The organism is Paenibacillus cremeus, from assembly GCF_007786445.1.
Classification (GTDB): Bacteria; Bacillota; Bacilli; order Paenibacillales; family NBRC-103111; genus Paenibacillus_G; species Paenibacillus_G cremeus.
The window spans coordinates 1-16,755 of record NZ_VNJI01000047.1; the positions used below are offsets into that span (position 1 = coordinate 1).

A 16,755-nucleotide genomic window follows, 5' to 3' on the forward strand; every position below is an offset into this window, starting at 1 on the left:
GAGACACCCTGTCAGTCCTTCCTCCTCCGGAGGGTCGGACCTTTACTTCGGCTACGGCACTTTAAAGGGTAAAGTTACCGGGTGGATTTGAACCACCTAGATTGTGCGACTGTGAGGCGCACAAACAAACTCCCGCCATACAAATGGCAGGAGTCCGAAACGAAATATTAACTTTCTTGGGGATGCTGTCCTTGAATTGTTAAAGCTATCGATGTTTTGGGGTTAATGGGTGAACGATATGGAATTGAATGTTTACTTGTCCGTCGAATACAAATAAAAACAATGGCAGCGATAATGATAATAACCGCGAGTAACTGAGAAATTCTAATATTTTTATCAGCTTCCATAGCACCCCAACCGAAAAAACTCATGGGGCTCCACATCGCCTTAAGAAGCGATGCCAACCATTCCGGGCCTGCAAAGACAAGACTATCTGTTCGAACGCCTTCTACATAAAACCGACCGAGTGAGTACCAAATGAAATAACTCATAAACAGCTCGCCTGCCCGTAAGAACGCTCTTCGGCGGATCCATAACAACAGCAGAAGCCCGGCTAGACTCCATAATGATTCATATAAAAATGTCGGATGGTAATACTGCCCATTAATATACATCTGATTGATGATGAAGCTTGGAAGATGCAACGTATTGCTCAAGAAACTCTCAGTGACAGGCCCCCCATGAGCTTCTTGATTCATGAAGTTTCCCCATCGCCCGATCATCTGTCCTGTAATTAATCCAGGTGCGCAAAAATCGGCAATGCGCCAAAAATCATACCCCTTCCGGCGCGTATAAAAAACAGCAGCAAGAATTGCACCAATCAGTGCACCATAAATAGCAATGCCCCCATGCCATATTGCAAAAACCTCAGTTAAATTATTCTTATAGTTGCTCCATTCAAACGCTACGTAGTAAGCTCTTGCGCCAATAAGAGCTGATGGTAATCCGATTAAAAGTAGGTCCATAAAAAAATCAGAAGAAATTCCAAATCGGTTGCCTTCACGCGTCGCAAGAATTAAACCAAGCAAAGCCCCAATACCAATAATAATTCCATACCAATGGACATTAATAGGTCCCAATGAAATCGCGATGGGATTCAACATTTTAAACTCCTCACATTCGTTAATATTAATATAAAGCTCTAACTCTATTTATTATAAACCAAACATTTCCCTTCAAGTGCACGGTCTAATTTGTCATCCCCCGCCGCCGGCAACCCCATACAAGCAGAACGCATCCTACGCTGGCAAAACTCATCCCGATCACGGGCGCACGAATGTATTTATCAGCCATGATTCCGGATATCGGAGTAAATAGCTTCATTGAAAATCCTCCGCTCAATCATTATTGTGTCAATTGATCAATCAGCATTAATGCTAAACCATATGCAATGGAATCTTCTCAAAGCGTTGCTTTCCTAAATTCCGGGCAGTAATGGTCTGAATTATAAGTTTTCTTCTTCGCCACTTGCACAGCAATATCAAATAACAGCTCGTTCGTGCTAATTCAAGGTCCGCCCATAATAATCATTTGACCGATTGAGACCTCAAGTTCAATAGCTCCATACATCATTTTACCGCCGGTCATGATAGCCGAACGTATCCCGACCCCTACATGCAGATAAAGCAAATGCGCCTGATCCTGTAAATGACCCGACCAATACTCTCCCAGTAAAGAAGCATTGGCACCGTTATCAATACTAACCTGGATCCCGATCTCCTGTTCAAGCCAGTTGCAAATAGGGATATTGTTCCCGCCAATGGATGAGAAGTGAACCGGGTCAAGAATGATGCCGTTTTTCCGGTCTATAGGCCCTACGGAACCGATCCCGAAACCTAGCACTTGATTGGTAAAAATCCCTTCGAAATTTCAAGTCCAAGTACGTATGCGTACTTCGGGTTAGTCTCGTATAAGAAAGGCCTGCGGCCTCCCGTCGATTCGCCGTAACCCGCTTCTCGAATTAATCCTTCAACTAGTAAATCATCAAGTATTCTTACCATCGTACTTGGGGCGAGTCCGCTCCATTGGATTAGGTCTTGCTTGGATACAGTGCCATGGCTGCGGATCAAGCCGTAAACGAGTTTTGATTTTGCATCCTGGATCCGATCGGCAATATGAATCATGAACTCACCCCATCGTCTTAACTATCTATATGAATTATAGCTCACTTAAATTTATTTTGAAATAAACATAAGAATAATCATCTAGGTTTATTTTGAAATATAATGATAAAACATATAAATCCTTCTCATCTTTATTCCATATTGGTTTTATGTAGTTACTTGGTATTATCTCAGTACGCCTATTTAACATAAAAAAGATCAAACCGGACCTGCGAACACCAAACTGTACGTACGAACCACTTCCATATAGAATAGAATCGGCCGAGAGAATACCAGATCAAATAACTCTTAAACAATTCACCTTGTTCGTAAAATCCGATCTATAAGAACCCGTGACTGAAGACACTGTGGTATCAGTTTCTCGCTGCTCTTCTGTGCCAGACTCCTGGTCTTTGCTTCCTGTGCCCTTGCTTCAGCTCTTCGTTCGGCTTTGGCGTCTTCAAAATTCAACCCAATAAATTCGTTAAATTTATCGGTCAAAGAACAATACTCTAATTTGCCTGATTTCAAATTTAGGACGGCACCATGTCCCGAAAATATTCCTTAATTGTTTTGTTTGTTATATGAAAAAGCTGTTCGATTACACACTTGAGATCGGGCTGATAAGACGGCAAATGAAAATGAAAAGCGCCCCCATTTATGATAGGGACGCTTGATATTGTAGTTTCGGTAGTAATTCGGCTTAACTACTTCTGCATGGTTAATATGTATTTTTTCCAAATGCTTCATCTATAATCTGTACTTCAAAACTTTATTTGGAACTTCAAAACATTATTGTCACCCAACACTCCGACTGATTGGTTACTTCATTATACTCGACCGCCCAGCGCTTGCCGTTCAGCTTCAAATCCTCCGCCAGAAACACCAGACTCATTCCTCCGCTGCCGAGCAAAGAAACGATCCGATACCGCCCGGCCAGCACATCCCCTGCCTTCAAGTCCGATAGCTTCGAATGCTGCATTCCTGCACCTCCCATAGTCCTTTGCCCCCTTTCTCTTGGCAACCACCCGCCGAATAACGACAAAAAACCGCCTTACGCACACGCTGTCCAGCGCATGTCATAAGGCGGTTCTTCCGCTCAAAATGAGATATTTATTCTAATTTAGCATAATTTTTCCAATTACGCAATATCTTTTTTTGTCGGTGTTCGATTTCCCTTTTTCAACAAAAAACTACCTTTTTCTCTCTCATATCCTTTATAGTTAAAGAAGTAAAAGGCAGTTTAGCAGAGAATCAGCAAGGCCATTCCATCCCGTGAGGTGAACAAGAACCATGATGAAAAAAATCGCACTCTTGTCCTTAGGCCTATTATCCTTATCCAGTATCACTTACGCAGCCAGCTTAAATGGCGACTACGAAGGCAGCCCGGTCGTGAACGTCCAGTCGGGCGGCCAAGCACTGCAGGTAGAGGATGTCCCGGCTATTAACTATAAAGGCAGAACGATGGTGCCTTTGTATATGCTGAAGCAGCTAGGCGCAGAGGTTGCTTGGAACGGGGACACGTATAGTGTTAATGTAACGCTGGATAAGACGCAGCAGGCACCCAAAGTCGATAAAGACGCCCAAGAGCTGCTTTTGCTGAAGGACACATATCAATGGCTCAGCGATACGGATCAAGCGATGGTAACGTTCATTCAAAAAATTCAAAACTATACTACACTGGATAATGCCAGCGATTATTTAAAAACAATAGATAACGAGTTTCAGGACCTGACGAAGCAGTACAACGAATCGACACAGGTCGCGACGAAGGTGAAGGACAAGGTGACGAGGGAGACCAAAATCCCGCAAATTCTCTTCAGCCAGCTGCAGACCATGGATCAAGTCAAGCAGACGAAGGATCTCATCACTGTCAGCTTATCCAATAAGAGTATCGACATGTCCGTCCCGATCAAGGTCAGCATGTTCACGACGATTCAGACGACCCAGAAAAACATCGCCGCCACCAAACAAGCGCTTCACGAGGTTTTATTGCAAGAAATGGGTTTGGATAAATAGACTTTCACCTATTCCCTCCTGGGCGAATACACTGTATGAAAGTGTACTGTGTACTTCAGCCTAATAAAGGAGGGGAACGTAACCCATGCAAATTCACGTCGTACAGTCGGGCCAATCGCTTTACGGCATCGCCCAGGCCTACGGAGTTTCAGTTGAAACGATCACCAGCGCGAACGAGATATCTCCCGCCCATACCCTGGTCATAGGACAGGCATTAGTGATTCCGATTACCGGACACTATTACTGGGTTCAACCCGGCGACAGTCTGTCCTCCATTGCCCGTAAATTTGGTATCTCCGCCCAAACTCTTGCTTCCGTCAACCATTTACATGCTAACCGGCCTTTACAGGTTGGCCTGCGTCTGTATATTCCATCTGCGCCTCGCCGCAAGGCGGAGGCTAACGCCTACATTGAGCCGAGAGGCACGGAAGTGACGGCTGCGCTTCACCAATCGGCGGAGGAGGCTGCACCGCACCTGACCTACCTGGCCCCCTTCAGCTTCCGGATTCAGCGGGATGGGACGCTTCAAGCTCCGCTGCTGAACGAGTTCAGCACGATTGCCGGGAATAACGGCGTTACGCTCATGATGGTCGTCACCAATCTGGAGAACGATCAGTTCAGCGGGGAGCTTGGGCATCTCATTTTAAGCGATGAGGCCCTTCAAAATAAGCTGCTCGACAACATCATTCAGACAGCCCAATCGCTTAATTTCCGCGATATTCATTTCGACATCGAGCATCTGCGCCCTACGGACAAAGAGGCGTATAACCGCTTTCTGCGCAAAGCAGCTGCAAGGATTCACGGGGAAGGCTACTTGATGTCCACCGCCCTGGCGCCCAAGACTAGCAGCGCGCAAACCGGGGCATGGTATACCGCGCACGATTATAAGGCCCACGGACAGATCGCCGATTTTGTCGTCATTATGACCTATGAATGGGGCTACAGCGGGGGACCGCCCATGCCGGTCTCCCCGATCGGTCCGGTGCGTAAGGTGCTGGAATATGCCCTCAGTGAAATGCCTGGTTCCAAGATCATGATGGGGCAAAATTTATACGGCTACGACTGGACCTTGCCCTATGTCAAAGGCGGCCCCTTCGCCAAAGCGTTAAGCCCTCAAGCAGCTATTACGCTGGCAAGAGAGCGCAATGCGCAAATTTTGTACGATTACACCGCTCAGGCTCCTCATTTCTCGTACTGGGACGATGTAGGCAAGGAGCATGCCGTTTGGTTCGAGGACGCCCGCTCCATTCAAGCCAAGTTTAGCTTGCTCAAGGAGCTCGGGCTTCGCGGCATCAGCTACTGGAAGCTGGGCTTAAGCTTTCCCCAGAACTGGCTGCTGCTGGAAGATAATTTCAACATTGTGAAGCGATAAGCTGCTGGGATGGATTCGTGTTCCCGCGCACAATAACAAAGAGCCCTTCAACGCGTGAACGCGTGAAGGACTCTTTCGTTTTGTTATCGGTTCAACTTTAACGGATAGTTCCGTTCTGACGCAATTAAATAGCTTTTAATATATTTTGCTACATGCCCTACATTCGGCTCACTCATGAGCGTAAAATGATTTCCCGGGATTTCATGCACGGTAATGTCCCCGTTGACCACATCTCCCCAGCCCATCTTCTCGTCAACAAACAGCTCATCATTTACCAGCTTCTCATTAGCACGAAGGAGCAGCATTTTCCCCCGAAACGGCTTAGGCTCGTAGGTCATAAGGGCATTTTGAAGATGCAGCTCGCCTTGTTCAACCTCTTCCACTCTGACCATATTTTGAAAGCGTTGAACTACATTTTGGAACTTGAGTCTCATGAACGATAGCATTTGAGCAACAGGCAGCTGACGAAGGTATTTCAAATTTTTGGATACTCGCTTCCTTAGCGTCGATTTGGAAGGATAGACAATGGGATTAAGGCTGTCTACCACGCCCAGCAAATTCACCTTCTCCCCCGCTTGCTCCAAAAGCCGCGCCATCTCATAAGCGATAATACCTCCGAGAGAGTAGCCTACTAAGGAATAGGGACCACTCGATTGCACGGCTTTGATTTCTTCAATATATTTTGCAGCCAGTACATCAATGCTGGTGGCTTCGTCCCGTTCCGTAAAGCGAAGTCCATATACCGGCCTTTCTTGACCTAATAAATTAGCCAGGTTCCGATACGATAATACTTCACCGTCTCCACCATGAATGCAGAATACCGGCGGCTTGGAGCCCAGCGGCTGAATGGTCACCAAAGAAGGGGGCATCGGTGTTTCTATAGGATCCAGGGCAAGGCATTTAGCCAATTTTTCGATCGTATTCTCCTCTAGAATGACAGATACGGATAATTGTTTGTGAAATACCCTTTCAATCTCAGAGAACATACGCATGGCTAATAACGAATGTCCGCCCAGATCGAAAAAATTATCCGTTACACTGATTTGTCTCCCGTCTAATAAGCTCCCCCATATGTCTGCTAACTTCTCTTCTATTTTATTTCTTGGCAGGATAACATTCGCTTGATTGTACGGAACGTTCGGCGCAGGCAGCCGTTTACGGTCGATTTTACCCACCGGAGTCACCGGAATTTCCTCCAACGGAATAAAATAGGATGGCACCATGAATTCCGGCAATCTTTCACGAACAAACGACCGCATTTGCTGCTGATTGAAGCGCTCCCCTTTTTGCGTGACAACATAAACGACCAATTCACTTGTACCGTCTTCGCGCTTATGCGTTCCTGCCACGATTTGGCGGATCCCGGGATATAGTCCTACCGCTGCCTCCACTTCGCCCAATTCAATGCGGCAGCCTCTGATTTTAACCTGCTGGTCTGCTCTCCCGATAAATTCAATATTCCCATCCGAGCGATAGCGTACTACATCGCCCGTTTTATACATTCGCGCTCCCGGCTTGGATGAGAATGGATTCACTGGAAATCGCTCTGCCGTTAAGCTCTCATTATTCAAATACCCGAGGGCTACTCCATCCCCAAACACGTACAGCTCCCCGGCTACTCCTTTGGGCACAGGCTGGAGATGCTGATCGAGGATATAGACGCCATCGTTTACTATGGGTCGCCCAATCGGAATCGTCGTCGCCTCATCGGCCACTTCCTTCACCCAATAGCTTGTGCTGTAAACGGAATTTTCCGTTGGTCCATAGGCATTAATTAACCGGCAATCGGGCAATTGAGCCAGGCATTTGCGCGCAAGCCATACCGGCAGAGCATCGCCCGCCGATAAAATTTGACGTAAGCTGCCCATAGCGTTTTTGCAGTCCTCTATCAGCAGATTCAGCATTTCCGGTGTCATACACATCGTCGTCACTTGATTTTTACGGATCGTTTCGCCAATCTGCTCCAGTGACGGCCGATCCGCGTTCATAAGGACAAGCCTGCCCCCATTTAATAAAGAGCCGTAAATTTCAAAAGCGGAGACATCAAATGCAGACGTGGTCAGATTTAGGATCGACTCCTCTGGGCCTAGATCCGCATAGTCGATCTGTTTCACTAAACGAACGATCCCGCGATGGGCTACTGCAACGCCTTTCGGTTTGCCTGTGGAGCCGGAAGTATACATCACATACGCCAAGCTATCAGCTCCGCTTCGATAGATGGGGCGATGCTCAGGATGGGCGGCAATGGCCAGGACCACTTTATCAAGGCAGATCATTCGAGCTTTCGTCGGAGGGAGTTGTTTCGCCATTCGATCTGTTGTAATGATAATGGACACGTTGGAATCATCGATCATATGCGCTATCCGATCTGGAGGATAGGTCATATCGAGCGGTACATACGCTCCTCCTGCTTTCAGCACGCTGATAAAGCTCACAATCATATGAGGTGAACGTTCGAGACAAATGGCCACCAATTGTTCTTTGTCCAGCCCTTGCTCTTGTAAGTAATGGGCCAGTTGATTGGCTCGTTTGTCCAGCTCCCGGTAAGTCATTTGTCCAGCATCCCATTGCAAGGCCGTTCGGTCCGGATGCCAGTCAGCCTGCTGATCCAGCAACTCGTGAATGCTGGCTTGACGAGGATAAGCCGCTCCCCTGCCATTCCAAGCTTCCAGGAGCTCATACCTCTCTTCCTCCTTAAGCAACGGCAGTGTTGAGATCGGTGCATCAGGCGCAGCCAGAAGCCCTCCCAGCAAGTTGGTAAAATGCCCTTCCATTCTGGCAATGGTTTCTTCAGCGAACACATCCGTATTATAAACGAACGCGCACAGCAGCTCTCCGTCCTCTTCCTTCACACGTAAGGTTAAATCCACGAATGCCGGATGATTGTCATGCTCTGTCACTTCCAATCGAAGTCCGGCGATGTCGAGATGAGCCTTCGGCGTACGCTCCATCTTCAGCATGACCTGAAACAACGGATTGGAGACTTTACCTCCTCCTTCACTACCAACTATGGACATGAGCTTAGCGAACGGAATATACGGATGTCTGGTAGCCTCAGTAAGCATATCCCTTACCGTACGAAGGGATTCCAAAGCCGTCATAGCTCCATGTAAAGATGACCGTATAACTAATGTTTGGTTTTTGGCACCGGATGAGCCCACGATCCCGACGATCAAGTCCTCTTGGCCGGTATACCGGTGCAGCATTACATTTAACAAAGTTAATAAAAGGGACTCCATCGTCATGCCTTCCCGCATGCAGAGCGATCTCATGTCGCGGAAAACTGGGCCTGAGATCCGGAAGGTATGAGCTTGTCCATTCAAAGTAGGCTGATGCGGCCGAGGATAATCGAATGGAAGCCGAAGCTCGGGAAGCTCCCCACTAAGTCGCTGCTCCCAGTAAGCCCCCTCCTCGCCCCCCTCTGCCTCAATGCCTAAGGCCACGCTTTTTTCGGGGATAGTAATGCCATTTGTTTCCCCAAACAGAGTAACGTATAGCCTGGATAACTCTTCGGCCAGATCATGAATCGTCCAACCGTTCATCAGAAGGCGGTGGACGGTCAGTATTACAACATGCTCCTCATCTGATTGTTTGACAACTGCTGCACGTACTAGTAGTTCCTTCGCCACATCAAATGAACGGGTCCGTTCGAGCTCAGTTTGCCGCTTCAATTCACGGATGCGCTCCTCTGCCGACAAATGGCTGATATCGTATACCCGCAGTGCTTCATAGGTAAATGGCCGAAGTGTTCTGATTAGAGCACCTTCTTGGCTGCTGAAGCCGGCTCTTAGCGCCTCATGGTCTCTAATCAGCTCATTGATGCAGCACTCTAATTTCTTGTGCTGCACAGCACCTCTAAACCTCATTATGCATGATTCATTCAAAGCAGAATGACCCGGCTTCTGCTTCTCCAACAACCAGTACCACTCCTGCTCAAATGTCAACGCTCCACTCGTCCTACCGGTTAAGTTCGTGATTTCCCTAAGCATCCGTTTTTTATCCTCCATGCGGCACCTTTGAAATAGTTTAAAGCTGTTTCTTATGGAATCAGTAACTGCCTTATTAAATCGGGATAATGGAAAAATACAGCTCTCGGGACGGATGAGTTCACAGCGACGGCTCCTTGATAATCTGGACTCCACTGAAACGAGTGCAGCGCATAACTCGACATCGAATGGACGTCTCTATGATCCGCCAAGCCTCCTATTCCGGTGAAACCTGTGCCGATGGCTTTCAGCAAGGCCTCTTTCCGTGTCCAGAGCTTATAAAATGCCGAAGCTTGTCCATCGACCGGCGTGGCTTCGAGCTGGGCCGCTTCCATCGGGGAAAAATAGCTTTGGGCTATGCTGAACCAGTCGAAGTCCTTTCGAATCTGTTCTACATCCACACCAACCTCCCAGTCTTTCGATAAAACGCAACAAAATGTATCATTTGAGTGGGTAATATTGAACTGAATGCGCTTATGCTCAAGCCGGGCTGCCAAATAGGGCTTCCCGTGCTTCGTGCTTTCCAGTGTAAGTTCAGAGGGGGCTATCTCGGTGTATGCCGATAAGAGGAGTCGTAGAAGAGCGTGGGAAATAATATACCGGCTTTGGTCTTGCGCGTATTTGAATCGAAACGCTCGAAGCTGCTCTTCAGGGGATAGCAAGCAGCTTAAGTTGGACATAACAGAAGTGGGCGCATCCGTGGCGGCGTACCAGACATGCACTTCACGGCCGCTTCGAAATAAGGCCCTAGAGGCTGCATCCAGAGGGTGAGCCTCGTGGAATCGAACCATTGACGCTGCTTCGTCTTCGTCGGTCAATCTCGGCGTCACCACCATCGTCCCCCTCCTTTATCTAGGGTCACCGAATGATATTGAACCGACCTTCCAAGCTAGGATCAGGTAGTCAAACATTGGTCATATATCTATGATACTTATTGTATCATTATCTTTTAATTTTTGGTAGCCCCTTTTCAATTTTTATCCATACTTTTACCAAATTCGAGGTCTACTTACTCTGCTTCTGCCGGAGATCGACGCTCTTCTTTTGCGTTTACGCTGCCCGATTCGGGTTTTCGCGGGATTCACTTGGCTTACACGCACGGTCGGTTCCGAGGTTTTTGCAGCCGCTTCGGCCACCAGCCGGCTGAATTGCTTCAGCATCGGGGACAGCTGCCCGGCGCTCTGGTAGATCGTGTTCATTTTGTCCATCGCCGTAATCAGCTCATCCAGTCCCTCGTTCAAATTGCGGATGACAGTAGGAAATTTGCCGCTCATGTCGTTCATCCTTTCTTCATGGTTGGTACTGTATTGTATGCAGGTGAACGCCTGGTCGGATTGGGCACTGGATTTTCCCCCGACAAAAAGAAAATACCCGGCCACGAATGGCCGGGCCGGGAGCTATCAATTAGATAACCCAAGCAGAAAGAACGATAACCAGCAGAATAAACAGGACCAAAATTGTTCCAGTCGAAGTAAAGCCGCCGTATCCACCGCAACCGCCATAGCCGCCCATTAGGATCACTCCTCATCCGTTTTTGAGCTTTGGGATGTTTCCCTAAACCCATACCACATTATATGGAGCTGATCTCCTTAAGGTATGGGTACATGATTAGGGGAGTTGCGCCCTTTTCCGCTAGTGAACCTCCAGTACTTCATCGATCCATGATCCCGTATTTGATCTTAATCCGCTCCAGCTTCTCGATCATCGGGCCCGATAGCACGTACAAGAAAAACACCGTCGCCAAAGCGTGCACCAGATCAAACCAGGGCCGCTAAACCTAAAACAGAAGAGGAAAAACAAACGTCACCATCGCGGCCCAGATTCCGTACACTGGCAAATACTTCGTAATGGCCGCTTGAACCGCCGAAGGTCCGGTTTGATTTCGAAGAAAGCGCCCATAGGATATCATAATCCAAAGGAGATGAGCCCAGATCAGGAGGTTGATGCCTAGAACAGCAAGCCGGTTAGGCGTAATCCCGTACGAGGAAAGCCGGAACACGATCGCAGATAAAGCCACACTGTCAATGAGAAGAGCAAGCACGATGAGGGCCACGTTGATATAATCGGAAAGGCTCTTGTTCTCGTCCGCGCCGCTTTCGGTAATGGAGAAGATCGTGACGGCCAATACGCTAAGCAGAATTCCGTTGAAGGCTAGGAGGAAATCACGGTCCAAAAACGGATTTTTCCCGACCCACATCACAGTGATCAAATAGGCCAGCAAGGTGACCAACACCAGAGGGCTAAAAATTTTAGCTATATAAGGTGCAATATTTTTGGCCAGCTTCAGGTTCCTTGAGACCAGATAGACAGCCACAATCGAAAGTGCCGCAGCACCGAAGGCAACGACATTTTTCATATAAAATTCCGCGATATCCAGTCCGACAAATCGAAACAGCTGCATCGTTAATGCCGTTAACAGCATGCCGCTGATGGCCATAATGGCGTAAAGGATACCGAATTCCCCGTTAAATTTTAGATAGGCTAATCTTGTGCTCCCTTTGCGATAGTCGTTGCCTGTGAATGCAAGCCCTGCTAACGTCCATAAAAAAATGGGAAGGTGCATATACGCCAGAATTATACTGTCCGTATGCTCCAGCGGCAGCAGATTAAGATAAACTCCGGAGACTAGAAATAAAGCTCCAAGGATATAAAGAACGCCCTTTTTAGGGGGATTTTTGTATACGAAGTAGGCGGCCATTAAGGGAAGGATCCCAAACGCAAGGTTCATAGGGGCGATGAACTGCTTTTCTACAAAATGCAGCATAACCCTCGTGACGATCCCGGCCAGAATGGCCAACACGCCCATGGATAAGAAATCCTTCGAAAGCAAGGAGGCCTTTTCTTGGTGGACCGTCTCCTTGAAATGCAGTCTCTCGTACCATACGGCAAGCACCTGCGAATCCGGGTGCTGTTCCCGGGCATTGGGGAGTGACGCTTTAAACGCCTCGGGTTCTTTTCTATAGATTCGCTCTAGCTCATGGGGGTTATCCCGGTTTTCGTTAATCAGGCTAATCATTTCCATGCTAAACCTCCCCTTCGTCACTTTTATACTCCAAAATGTCTCCAGGCTGACAGTCTAAAGCTTTGCAAATGGACTCTAACGTCGATAGTCGAATCGCTTTGGCTTTCCCATTTTTTAAGATGGAAAGATTCGCTATCGTGATCCCCACCCGATCGGCGAGCTCCGTAACACTCATTTTCCGTTTCGCCAGCATCACATCTACATTGATAATAATAGGCATTAGCTTCACCTCAGACCGTTAAATCGTTTTCGGATTTGATATCGATAGCTTCTTTCAGAAGCCTTTGAAGCACAGCGGAGAAGGTGGCAATGACGGCTGGGGCGAAAATCAAGACCAATCCGATGACAATAACCCCCGGGGCATCGTCCTTCTCCCCAAGGAGATAAAAGAGCGGCAAGCCGGCCACATACACGACGCTGATGATGATCGCACAGTATTTGATGTTCTTCAGGGCATTTACGGACAATTCCGAAAACGCATGATTTCGGTCAATATAGCTTAAAAGCTTGAGCGCCTGATACAAAGCAGTGAAAAACGGGATCGCCGTAACGTACATAATCCCCAGCACAGGATAGAGCAAATGGGCCAGCGCATAATGGTTGTCTGCTGCATCCTTAGCGATCATAGGTAACCCGAGGACGCACATAACAAGCACCGGAAGACCAATCAGAAGGACCGCCAGCTTTAAAAGAAGCGTTGTACCTTGTTTCATAACTTACACCTCACATGTTTTTTCACATCGAATTTAACACAATATTTATCGTTTTGCAATAAATTATATTCGCAATAAAATAAATCATTACTGTTACGCAAAATAAAAAAAACCACCATGCGACGATAAGTCACACGGTGGCTTTAGGTTTCCTCTAAGCCCTTCAGCTCGTTACATCCGTTTATTCGGTCGATGCGGAACGGTGTCGCACGTTTCCTGATAAAACGTCAAGAGACGCTCCTTCAGCTCCATCAGCACGCCAGCATATTCCGGGTCTGCAATCCGGTTGATCGTCTCCCCCGGGTCACGGACCAGATCGTACAGCTCATCCTTCTCGTACATCCGGCGGACATATTTATACTCCTTGGTCCGGCACATGACCGCCTTCGAGTGCTCGGGGCCCTCCTGCAGCTGCCACTGGATGCGCGGCCAATACAGCCCGGCGCCGCTCGTAACCGAGGTGCTCTCCCGCTCCATGCACTGCTCCTCCCCGTGCAGCCTGCCCCCCTCGCAAAAGACCGCATCGCGATGCTCATCCGTTTCACCGGCGATGACCGGGAGCAGCGAGCGGCCGAAGTGAGTATGCTCAGGCGTGAGTCCGAGCAGCGCTTCGACGGTAGCCGGGAAATCGATCAGCTCCACCAGCGCTTCGCTCACTCTAGGCGCGACAGGTACATCCTTAGGCGGCTTGATGATAAAAGGAACCCGCGACAAGCAGTCCTCGAACGTATTCTGCGTTTTCTCCACCAGCCCGTAATCCCCTGTAAAATCGCCGTGATCGGAGAAAAAGAACACCGCAGAGTCGTCGTACATGCCCGCTTCGCGCAGCGCATCCATCACCATTTCGAACTGCCGGTCTACGCGGGAGCACATCCCGTAATAGGTAGCGCGCAGCTCGTCCCAGCGGTCCTCCGTCCAGCCTTGAAGATGCTGCTTTTCATAGATGCCCTTGAGCAGGCTCGGCTTGTCATCCCACTGCTCCGGCGCGGGGATGCGAGGCGGCAGCTTGGCTCTGTCGGTCATGCTGAAATAGGGCTCCTCCACGCCATACGGCGGATGAGGGTACAGCAAGGGCAAATAAATGCACAGCGGCTGATCGGCAGGCGCGTTGCGGATCATATCGATGGCGCCCAGCACGTTAGCCCAGTCCCCATCGTAGTACGCTTCCTCATCCTCGGCCTTCTCCAGCTTCCCGGCGTAGAAGGAAAAGTAATTGTCCCCCTCCGGCTCCCCGCGCCACACGTCGTGGGCATGCAGATTCGTTTCCCGCCGAGGCGGCTTGGCCGGCTTGTATTTCACGTCGCAATACGCCTCGTAGCCGTTTTCTGCCGGAACGAGGTCGTTTTTGCCGCCCCACCAGACAAAATAACCGGCGTCCTTCAGCGTCTTCAGCAGCACCGGCTCATCCGGCTGCATCATGTGGTACATCGTGCGATGACCGCGGACGTGCGGGTACCAGCCGCTCATGAACGAGCAGCGGCTCGGCGTGCACACGGTATTTTGGCAGAAGGCACTGCGGAACGATACCGCCTCGGTTTGCGTCAGCTGGTCCAGGTACGGCGTTACGGCGGCCGCGTTCCCCATATGCCCCATCACGTCGCTGCGCCATTGGTCCGGATTAAAAATAATAATGTGTGGTCGTTTGTTCGTACTAACCATGTCCATGTCTCCTTCATGAGAGAAAGTAGATTACCCTGGTTTACCCTTTGACAGAACCGGAAATCCCTTCGATAAAAAAGCGCTGGAACACAATAAAAACAATGATGACAGGAAGCACGGAAATGGTTGCGCCGGCCGCCATCCCGGACCAATCCACCGTATGCTCGCCGACAAACGAATACATGCCCACCGCCAGCGTACGCAGACCCGGTTTATTGACACTAAAGATCAGCGGCACGAAAAAGGAGTTCCATGTCCATATAAACTGCATGATCGCCGTAGTGGCCACGATCGGCTTGGAGAGCGGCAGCATGACCTGCCAGAACGTGCGGAAAAATCCGCAGCCGTCCATTTCCGAAGCCTCTTCCAGCTCCTTGGGAAGATTAGCAAAGTACGTCATGTATAGCAGAATAAAAAGGACGTGCGCGCCGGAGGACTCTGCTAGAATAATGCCGGGCAGCGTATTGAGCAGCCCGAGGCTTTTAATAATCTGGTAAATCGGGATAATCGTATAGCCCTTCGGAATAAACATCGTAGCCGTGATGGCGACCACAAACAGCTTCCGGCCGGGGAACGCAACGCGCCCCAACGCATAGCCGGTTAACGCACACAGGAGGATGACAATGGCCACGGTCGTACACGTGATGATTACCGAATTGGAGAAATACGTGGAGAAATGCCCGATCTTCCAGGCTCTGGCGTAGTTTTCCCACTGCACCGTTTCAGGCAATAGCTGGAAGCCCGAATTGATATATTCGGTATTCGTCTTGAGCGAGGAGAACATCATCCATATAAACGGGTAGATCCAGATCACACCGAACACGATCAGAATGAAATGGAACACCCCGTCCACGAAAGCACGTTTTTGGGCCAAGTCAAATCCCTCCTCTGGACAATCGGGCGTCCTGCGCTTCCTGTTTATCCTTGGTCAGCTTCACCAGCCAGCCGAGCACCAGCGTCATCACGAACATCGTCAAGCCAAACACGATGCCGGCCGCCGACGCGTAACCGATTTGCGGGAAGCCGCTCGTGCTGAAGGCGTAGTTGTAGATGTACAGATCGACCGTTTCCGTGGCAAAAAAGGGCCCGCCGTTCGTCAGCGTCTTCACGAGATCGAACACATGCATGCTGTTGACGACCGTGAGCAGCAAAATGACGGCAGCCACCGGCAGGAGCAGCGGCAGGGTAATGCTCTTAAGCGTTTGCCAGTAGCTTGCTCCGTCGACCTTCGCGGCTTCATACACATCACCGGGAAGCGATTGAAGACCCGCCAGCCAGTACACCATCATCATGCCGAAAAATTTCCACGAGCCGACGAGGATCAGCACCCCCATCGCCGTACCGGCCTGCCCCAGCCAAGGGATGGGTTCCTTAAGGAGGCCGAGTCCGATCAGTACTTCATTGACCAGCGCGTTTTCGTTGCCGAAAATAAATTTCATGATGATCCCGACAATCGAGGTGGTCGTCACGACAGGCAAGAAATACACCGTCCGGTAAATGACCTTTCCTTTGAAGAAGGCCTGATTGAGAATTAGCGCCATAATGAGCGTCGCGGGCATCAGGATGACGGTTTTGGAGGCCATGTAAATCAAACTGTTGCGAAAGGCGTTCCAAAACTTATCGTCATGGATGAGCTTCGTGAAATTTTCCAGCCGCACAAAATTGGTCAAAGGGCCGAAGCCGCTCCAATCAAAGAAGGCGTAAACGTAGCTCATGATGATGGGATAGATCGTAAACACGATAAAAAACAACAGCTGCGGCAAAAGGAATAAGTACGCCCACATGTAGCGGATGCGTTCCCTTTTCGTTTTCACGACGGCCGTAGCGGTCAACGGCTTTACGGACGTTTGTACACTCATCGCTGCCTCTCCTTTACCGGATG

At 49.2% G+C, this 16,755-nt stretch carries 16 protein-coding genes; 2 read left to right on the forward strand and 14 right to left on the reverse strand.

Features of this window, described 5'->3' with window-relative positions; translation table 11 throughout:
* Positions 1-167 precede the first annotated feature (167 nt).
* From lgt to FPZ49_RS26770, 4 genes are all read right to left on the reverse strand, one after another.
* Positions 168-1,103 carry a prolipoprotein diacylglyceryl transferase gene (gene lgt, locus FPZ49_RS26755; RefSeq protein ID WP_144852948.1) on the reverse strand — a complete coding sequence of 312 codons (936 nt, stop codon included), beginning with the start codon at positions 1,101-1,103 and terminating at the stop codon, positions 168-170.
* A 403-nt stretch (positions 1,104-1,506) separates the two neighbouring features.
* The gene (locus tag FPZ49_RS26760; RefSeq protein ID WP_186446123.1) at positions 1,507-1,842 is read right to left on the reverse strand and encodes an ROK family protein; all 336 of its coding nucleotides are present in this window, start codon (positions 1,840-1,842) and stop codon (positions 1,507-1,509) included.
* Positions 1,836-2,123: a hypothetical protein gene (locus tag FPZ49_RS26765; protein WP_144852952.1), complete on the reverse strand. Its 288-nt coding sequence runs from the start codon at positions 2,121-2,123 to the stop codon at positions 1,836-1,838. Before FPZ49_RS26765 ends, FPZ49_RS26760 begins: the two co-directional genes overlap by 7 nt.
* Positions 2,124-2,886: 763 nt before the next feature.
* Complete coding sequence (locus tag FPZ49_RS26770) at positions 2,887-3,084, reverse strand: hypothetical protein (protein WP_144852954.1); 198 nt, start codon at positions 3,082-3,084, stop codon at positions 2,887-2,889.
* A gap of 311 nt (positions 3,085-3,395) precedes the next feature.
* Between FPZ49_RS26770 and FPZ49_RS26775 the strand changes: the two genes are divergently transcribed.
* On the forward strand, positions 3,396-4,121 hold the full coding sequence (locus FPZ49_RS26775) for a stalk domain-containing protein (RefSeq protein ID WP_144852956.1): 726 nt from the start codon (positions 3,396-3,398) through the stop codon (positions 4,119-4,121).
* Between the two features lie 85 nt (positions 4,122-4,206).
* Positions 4,207-5,493, forward strand: coding sequence for a LysM peptidoglycan-binding domain-containing protein (locus FPZ49_RS26780; RefSeq protein ID WP_144852958.1), 1,287 nt, complete (start codon positions 4,207-4,209; stop codon positions 5,491-5,493).
* Positions 5,494-5,576: 83 nt separating this feature from the next.
* Here the strand turns inward: FPZ49_RS26780 and FPZ49_RS26785 are convergent, their stop codons facing one another.
* From FPZ49_RS26785 to FPZ49_RS26835, 10 genes are all read right to left on the reverse strand, one after another.
* Positions 5,577-9,482: a non-ribosomal peptide synthetase gene (locus tag FPZ49_RS26785; protein WP_186446124.1), complete on the reverse strand. Its 3,906-nt coding sequence runs from the start codon at positions 9,480-9,482 to the stop codon at positions 5,577-5,579.
* A 50-nt stretch (positions 9,483-9,532) separates the two neighbouring features.
* Positions 9,533-10,315 carry a 4'-phosphopantetheinyl transferase family protein gene (locus tag FPZ49_RS26790; protein ID WP_144852962.1) on the reverse strand — a complete coding sequence of 261 codons (783 nt, stop codon included), beginning with the start codon at positions 10,313-10,315 and terminating at the stop codon, positions 9,533-9,535.
* A 153-nt stretch (positions 10,316-10,468) separates the two neighbouring features.
* Positions 10,469-10,753 (reverse strand): hypothetical protein, encoded by a 285-nt coding sequence (locus FPZ49_RS26795; protein WP_144852977.1) that lies wholly within the window; start codon positions 10,751-10,753, stop codon positions 10,469-10,471.
* A gap of 130 nt (positions 10,754-10,883) precedes the next feature.
* Positions 10,884-10,991 carry a sporulation protein YjcZ gene (locus FPZ49_RS26800; RefSeq protein WP_144852979.1) on the reverse strand — a complete coding sequence of 36 codons (108 nt, stop codon included), beginning with the start codon at positions 10,989-10,991 and terminating at the stop codon, positions 10,884-10,886.
* A 265-nt stretch (positions 10,992-11,256) separates the two neighbouring features.
* A complete protein-coding gene (locus FPZ49_RS26810) occupies positions 11,257-12,501 on the reverse strand; it encodes a DUF4153 domain-containing protein (protein WP_144852981.1) in 1,245 nt (414 codons plus the stop codon).
* A 1-nt stretch (position 12,502) separates the two neighbouring features.
* On the reverse strand, positions 12,503-12,721 hold the full coding sequence (locus FPZ49_RS26815) for a helix-turn-helix domain-containing protein (protein ID WP_144852983.1): 219 nt from the start codon (positions 12,719-12,721) through the stop codon (positions 12,503-12,505).
* Between the two features lie 10 nt (positions 12,722-12,731).
* The gene (locus FPZ49_RS26820) at positions 12,732-13,214 is read right to left on the reverse strand and encodes a DUF2975 domain-containing protein (RefSeq protein WP_144852985.1); all 483 of its coding nucleotides are present in this window, start codon (positions 13,212-13,214) and stop codon (positions 12,732-12,734) included.
* 171 nt (positions 13,215-13,385) lie between these two features.
* The gene (locus FPZ49_RS26825) at positions 13,386-14,873 is read right to left on the reverse strand and encodes a sulfatase-like hydrolase/transferase (protein ID WP_144852987.1); all 1,488 of its coding nucleotides are present in this window, start codon (positions 14,871-14,873) and stop codon (positions 13,386-13,388) included.
* 40 nt (positions 14,874-14,913) lie between these two features.
* Positions 14,914-15,747, reverse strand: coding sequence for a carbohydrate ABC transporter permease (locus tag FPZ49_RS26830; protein WP_261381641.1), 834 nt, complete (start codon positions 15,745-15,747; stop codon positions 14,914-14,916).
* Between the two features lies 1 nt (position 15,748).
* The gene (locus tag FPZ49_RS26835; RefSeq protein ID WP_186446126.1) at positions 15,749-16,732 is read right to left on the reverse strand and encodes a carbohydrate ABC transporter permease; all 984 of its coding nucleotides are present in this window, start codon (positions 16,730-16,732) and stop codon (positions 15,749-15,751) included.
* Positions 16,733-16,755: the final 23 nt, after the last annotated feature.

Coding starts and splice junctions, on each gene's coding strand:
- lgt (WP_144852948.1), bottom strand. CDS start 1,103: ATGTTGAATCCCATCGCGATTTCATTGGGACCTATTAATGTCCATTGG.
- FPZ49_RS26765 (WP_144852952.1), bottom strand. CDS start 2,123: ATGATTCATATTGCCGATCGGATCCAGGATGCAAAATCAAAACTCGTT.
- FPZ49_RS26770 (WP_144852954.1), bottom strand. CDS start 3,084: ATGCAGCATTCGAAGCTATCGGACTTGAAGGCAGGGGATGTGCTGGCC.
- FPZ49_RS26775 (WP_144852956.1), top strand. CDS start 3,396: ATGATGAAAAAAATCGCACTCTTGTCCTTAGGCCTATTATCCTTATCC.
- FPZ49_RS26780 (WP_144852958.1), top strand. CDS start 4,207: ATGCAAATTCACGTCGTACAGTCGGGCCAATCGCTTTACGGCATCGCC.
- FPZ49_RS26785 (WP_186446124.1), bottom strand. CDS start 9,482: ATGCTTAGGGAAATCACGAACTTAACCGGTAGGACGAGTGGAGCGTTG.
- FPZ49_RS26790 (WP_144852962.1), bottom strand. CDS start 10,315: ATGGTGGTGACGCCGAGATTGACCGACGAAGACGAAGCAGCGTCAATG.
- FPZ49_RS26795 (WP_144852977.1), bottom strand. CDS start 10,753: ATGAGCGGCAAATTTCCTACTGTCATCCGCAATTTGAACGAGGGACTG.
- FPZ49_RS26800 (WP_144852979.1), bottom strand. CDS start 10,991: ATGGGCGGCTATGGCGGTTGCGGTGGATACGGCGGCTTTACTTCGACT.
- FPZ49_RS26810 (WP_144852981.1), bottom strand. CDS start 12,501: ATGGAAATGATTAGCCTGATTAACGAAAACCGGGATAACCCCCATGAG.
- FPZ49_RS26815 (WP_144852983.1), bottom strand. CDS start 12,721: ATGCCTATTATTATCAATGTAGATGTGATGCTGGCGAAACGGAAAATG.
- FPZ49_RS26820 (WP_144852985.1), bottom strand. CDS start 13,214: ATGAAACAAGGTACAACGCTTCTTTTAAAGCTGGCGGTCCTTCTGATT.
- FPZ49_RS26825 (WP_144852987.1), bottom strand. CDS start 14,873: ATGGTTAGTACGAACAAACGACCACACATTATTATTTTTAATCCGGAC.
- FPZ49_RS26835 (WP_186446126.1), bottom strand. CDS start 16,732: ATGAGTGTACAAACGTCCGTAAAGCCGTTGACCGCTACGGCCGTCGTG.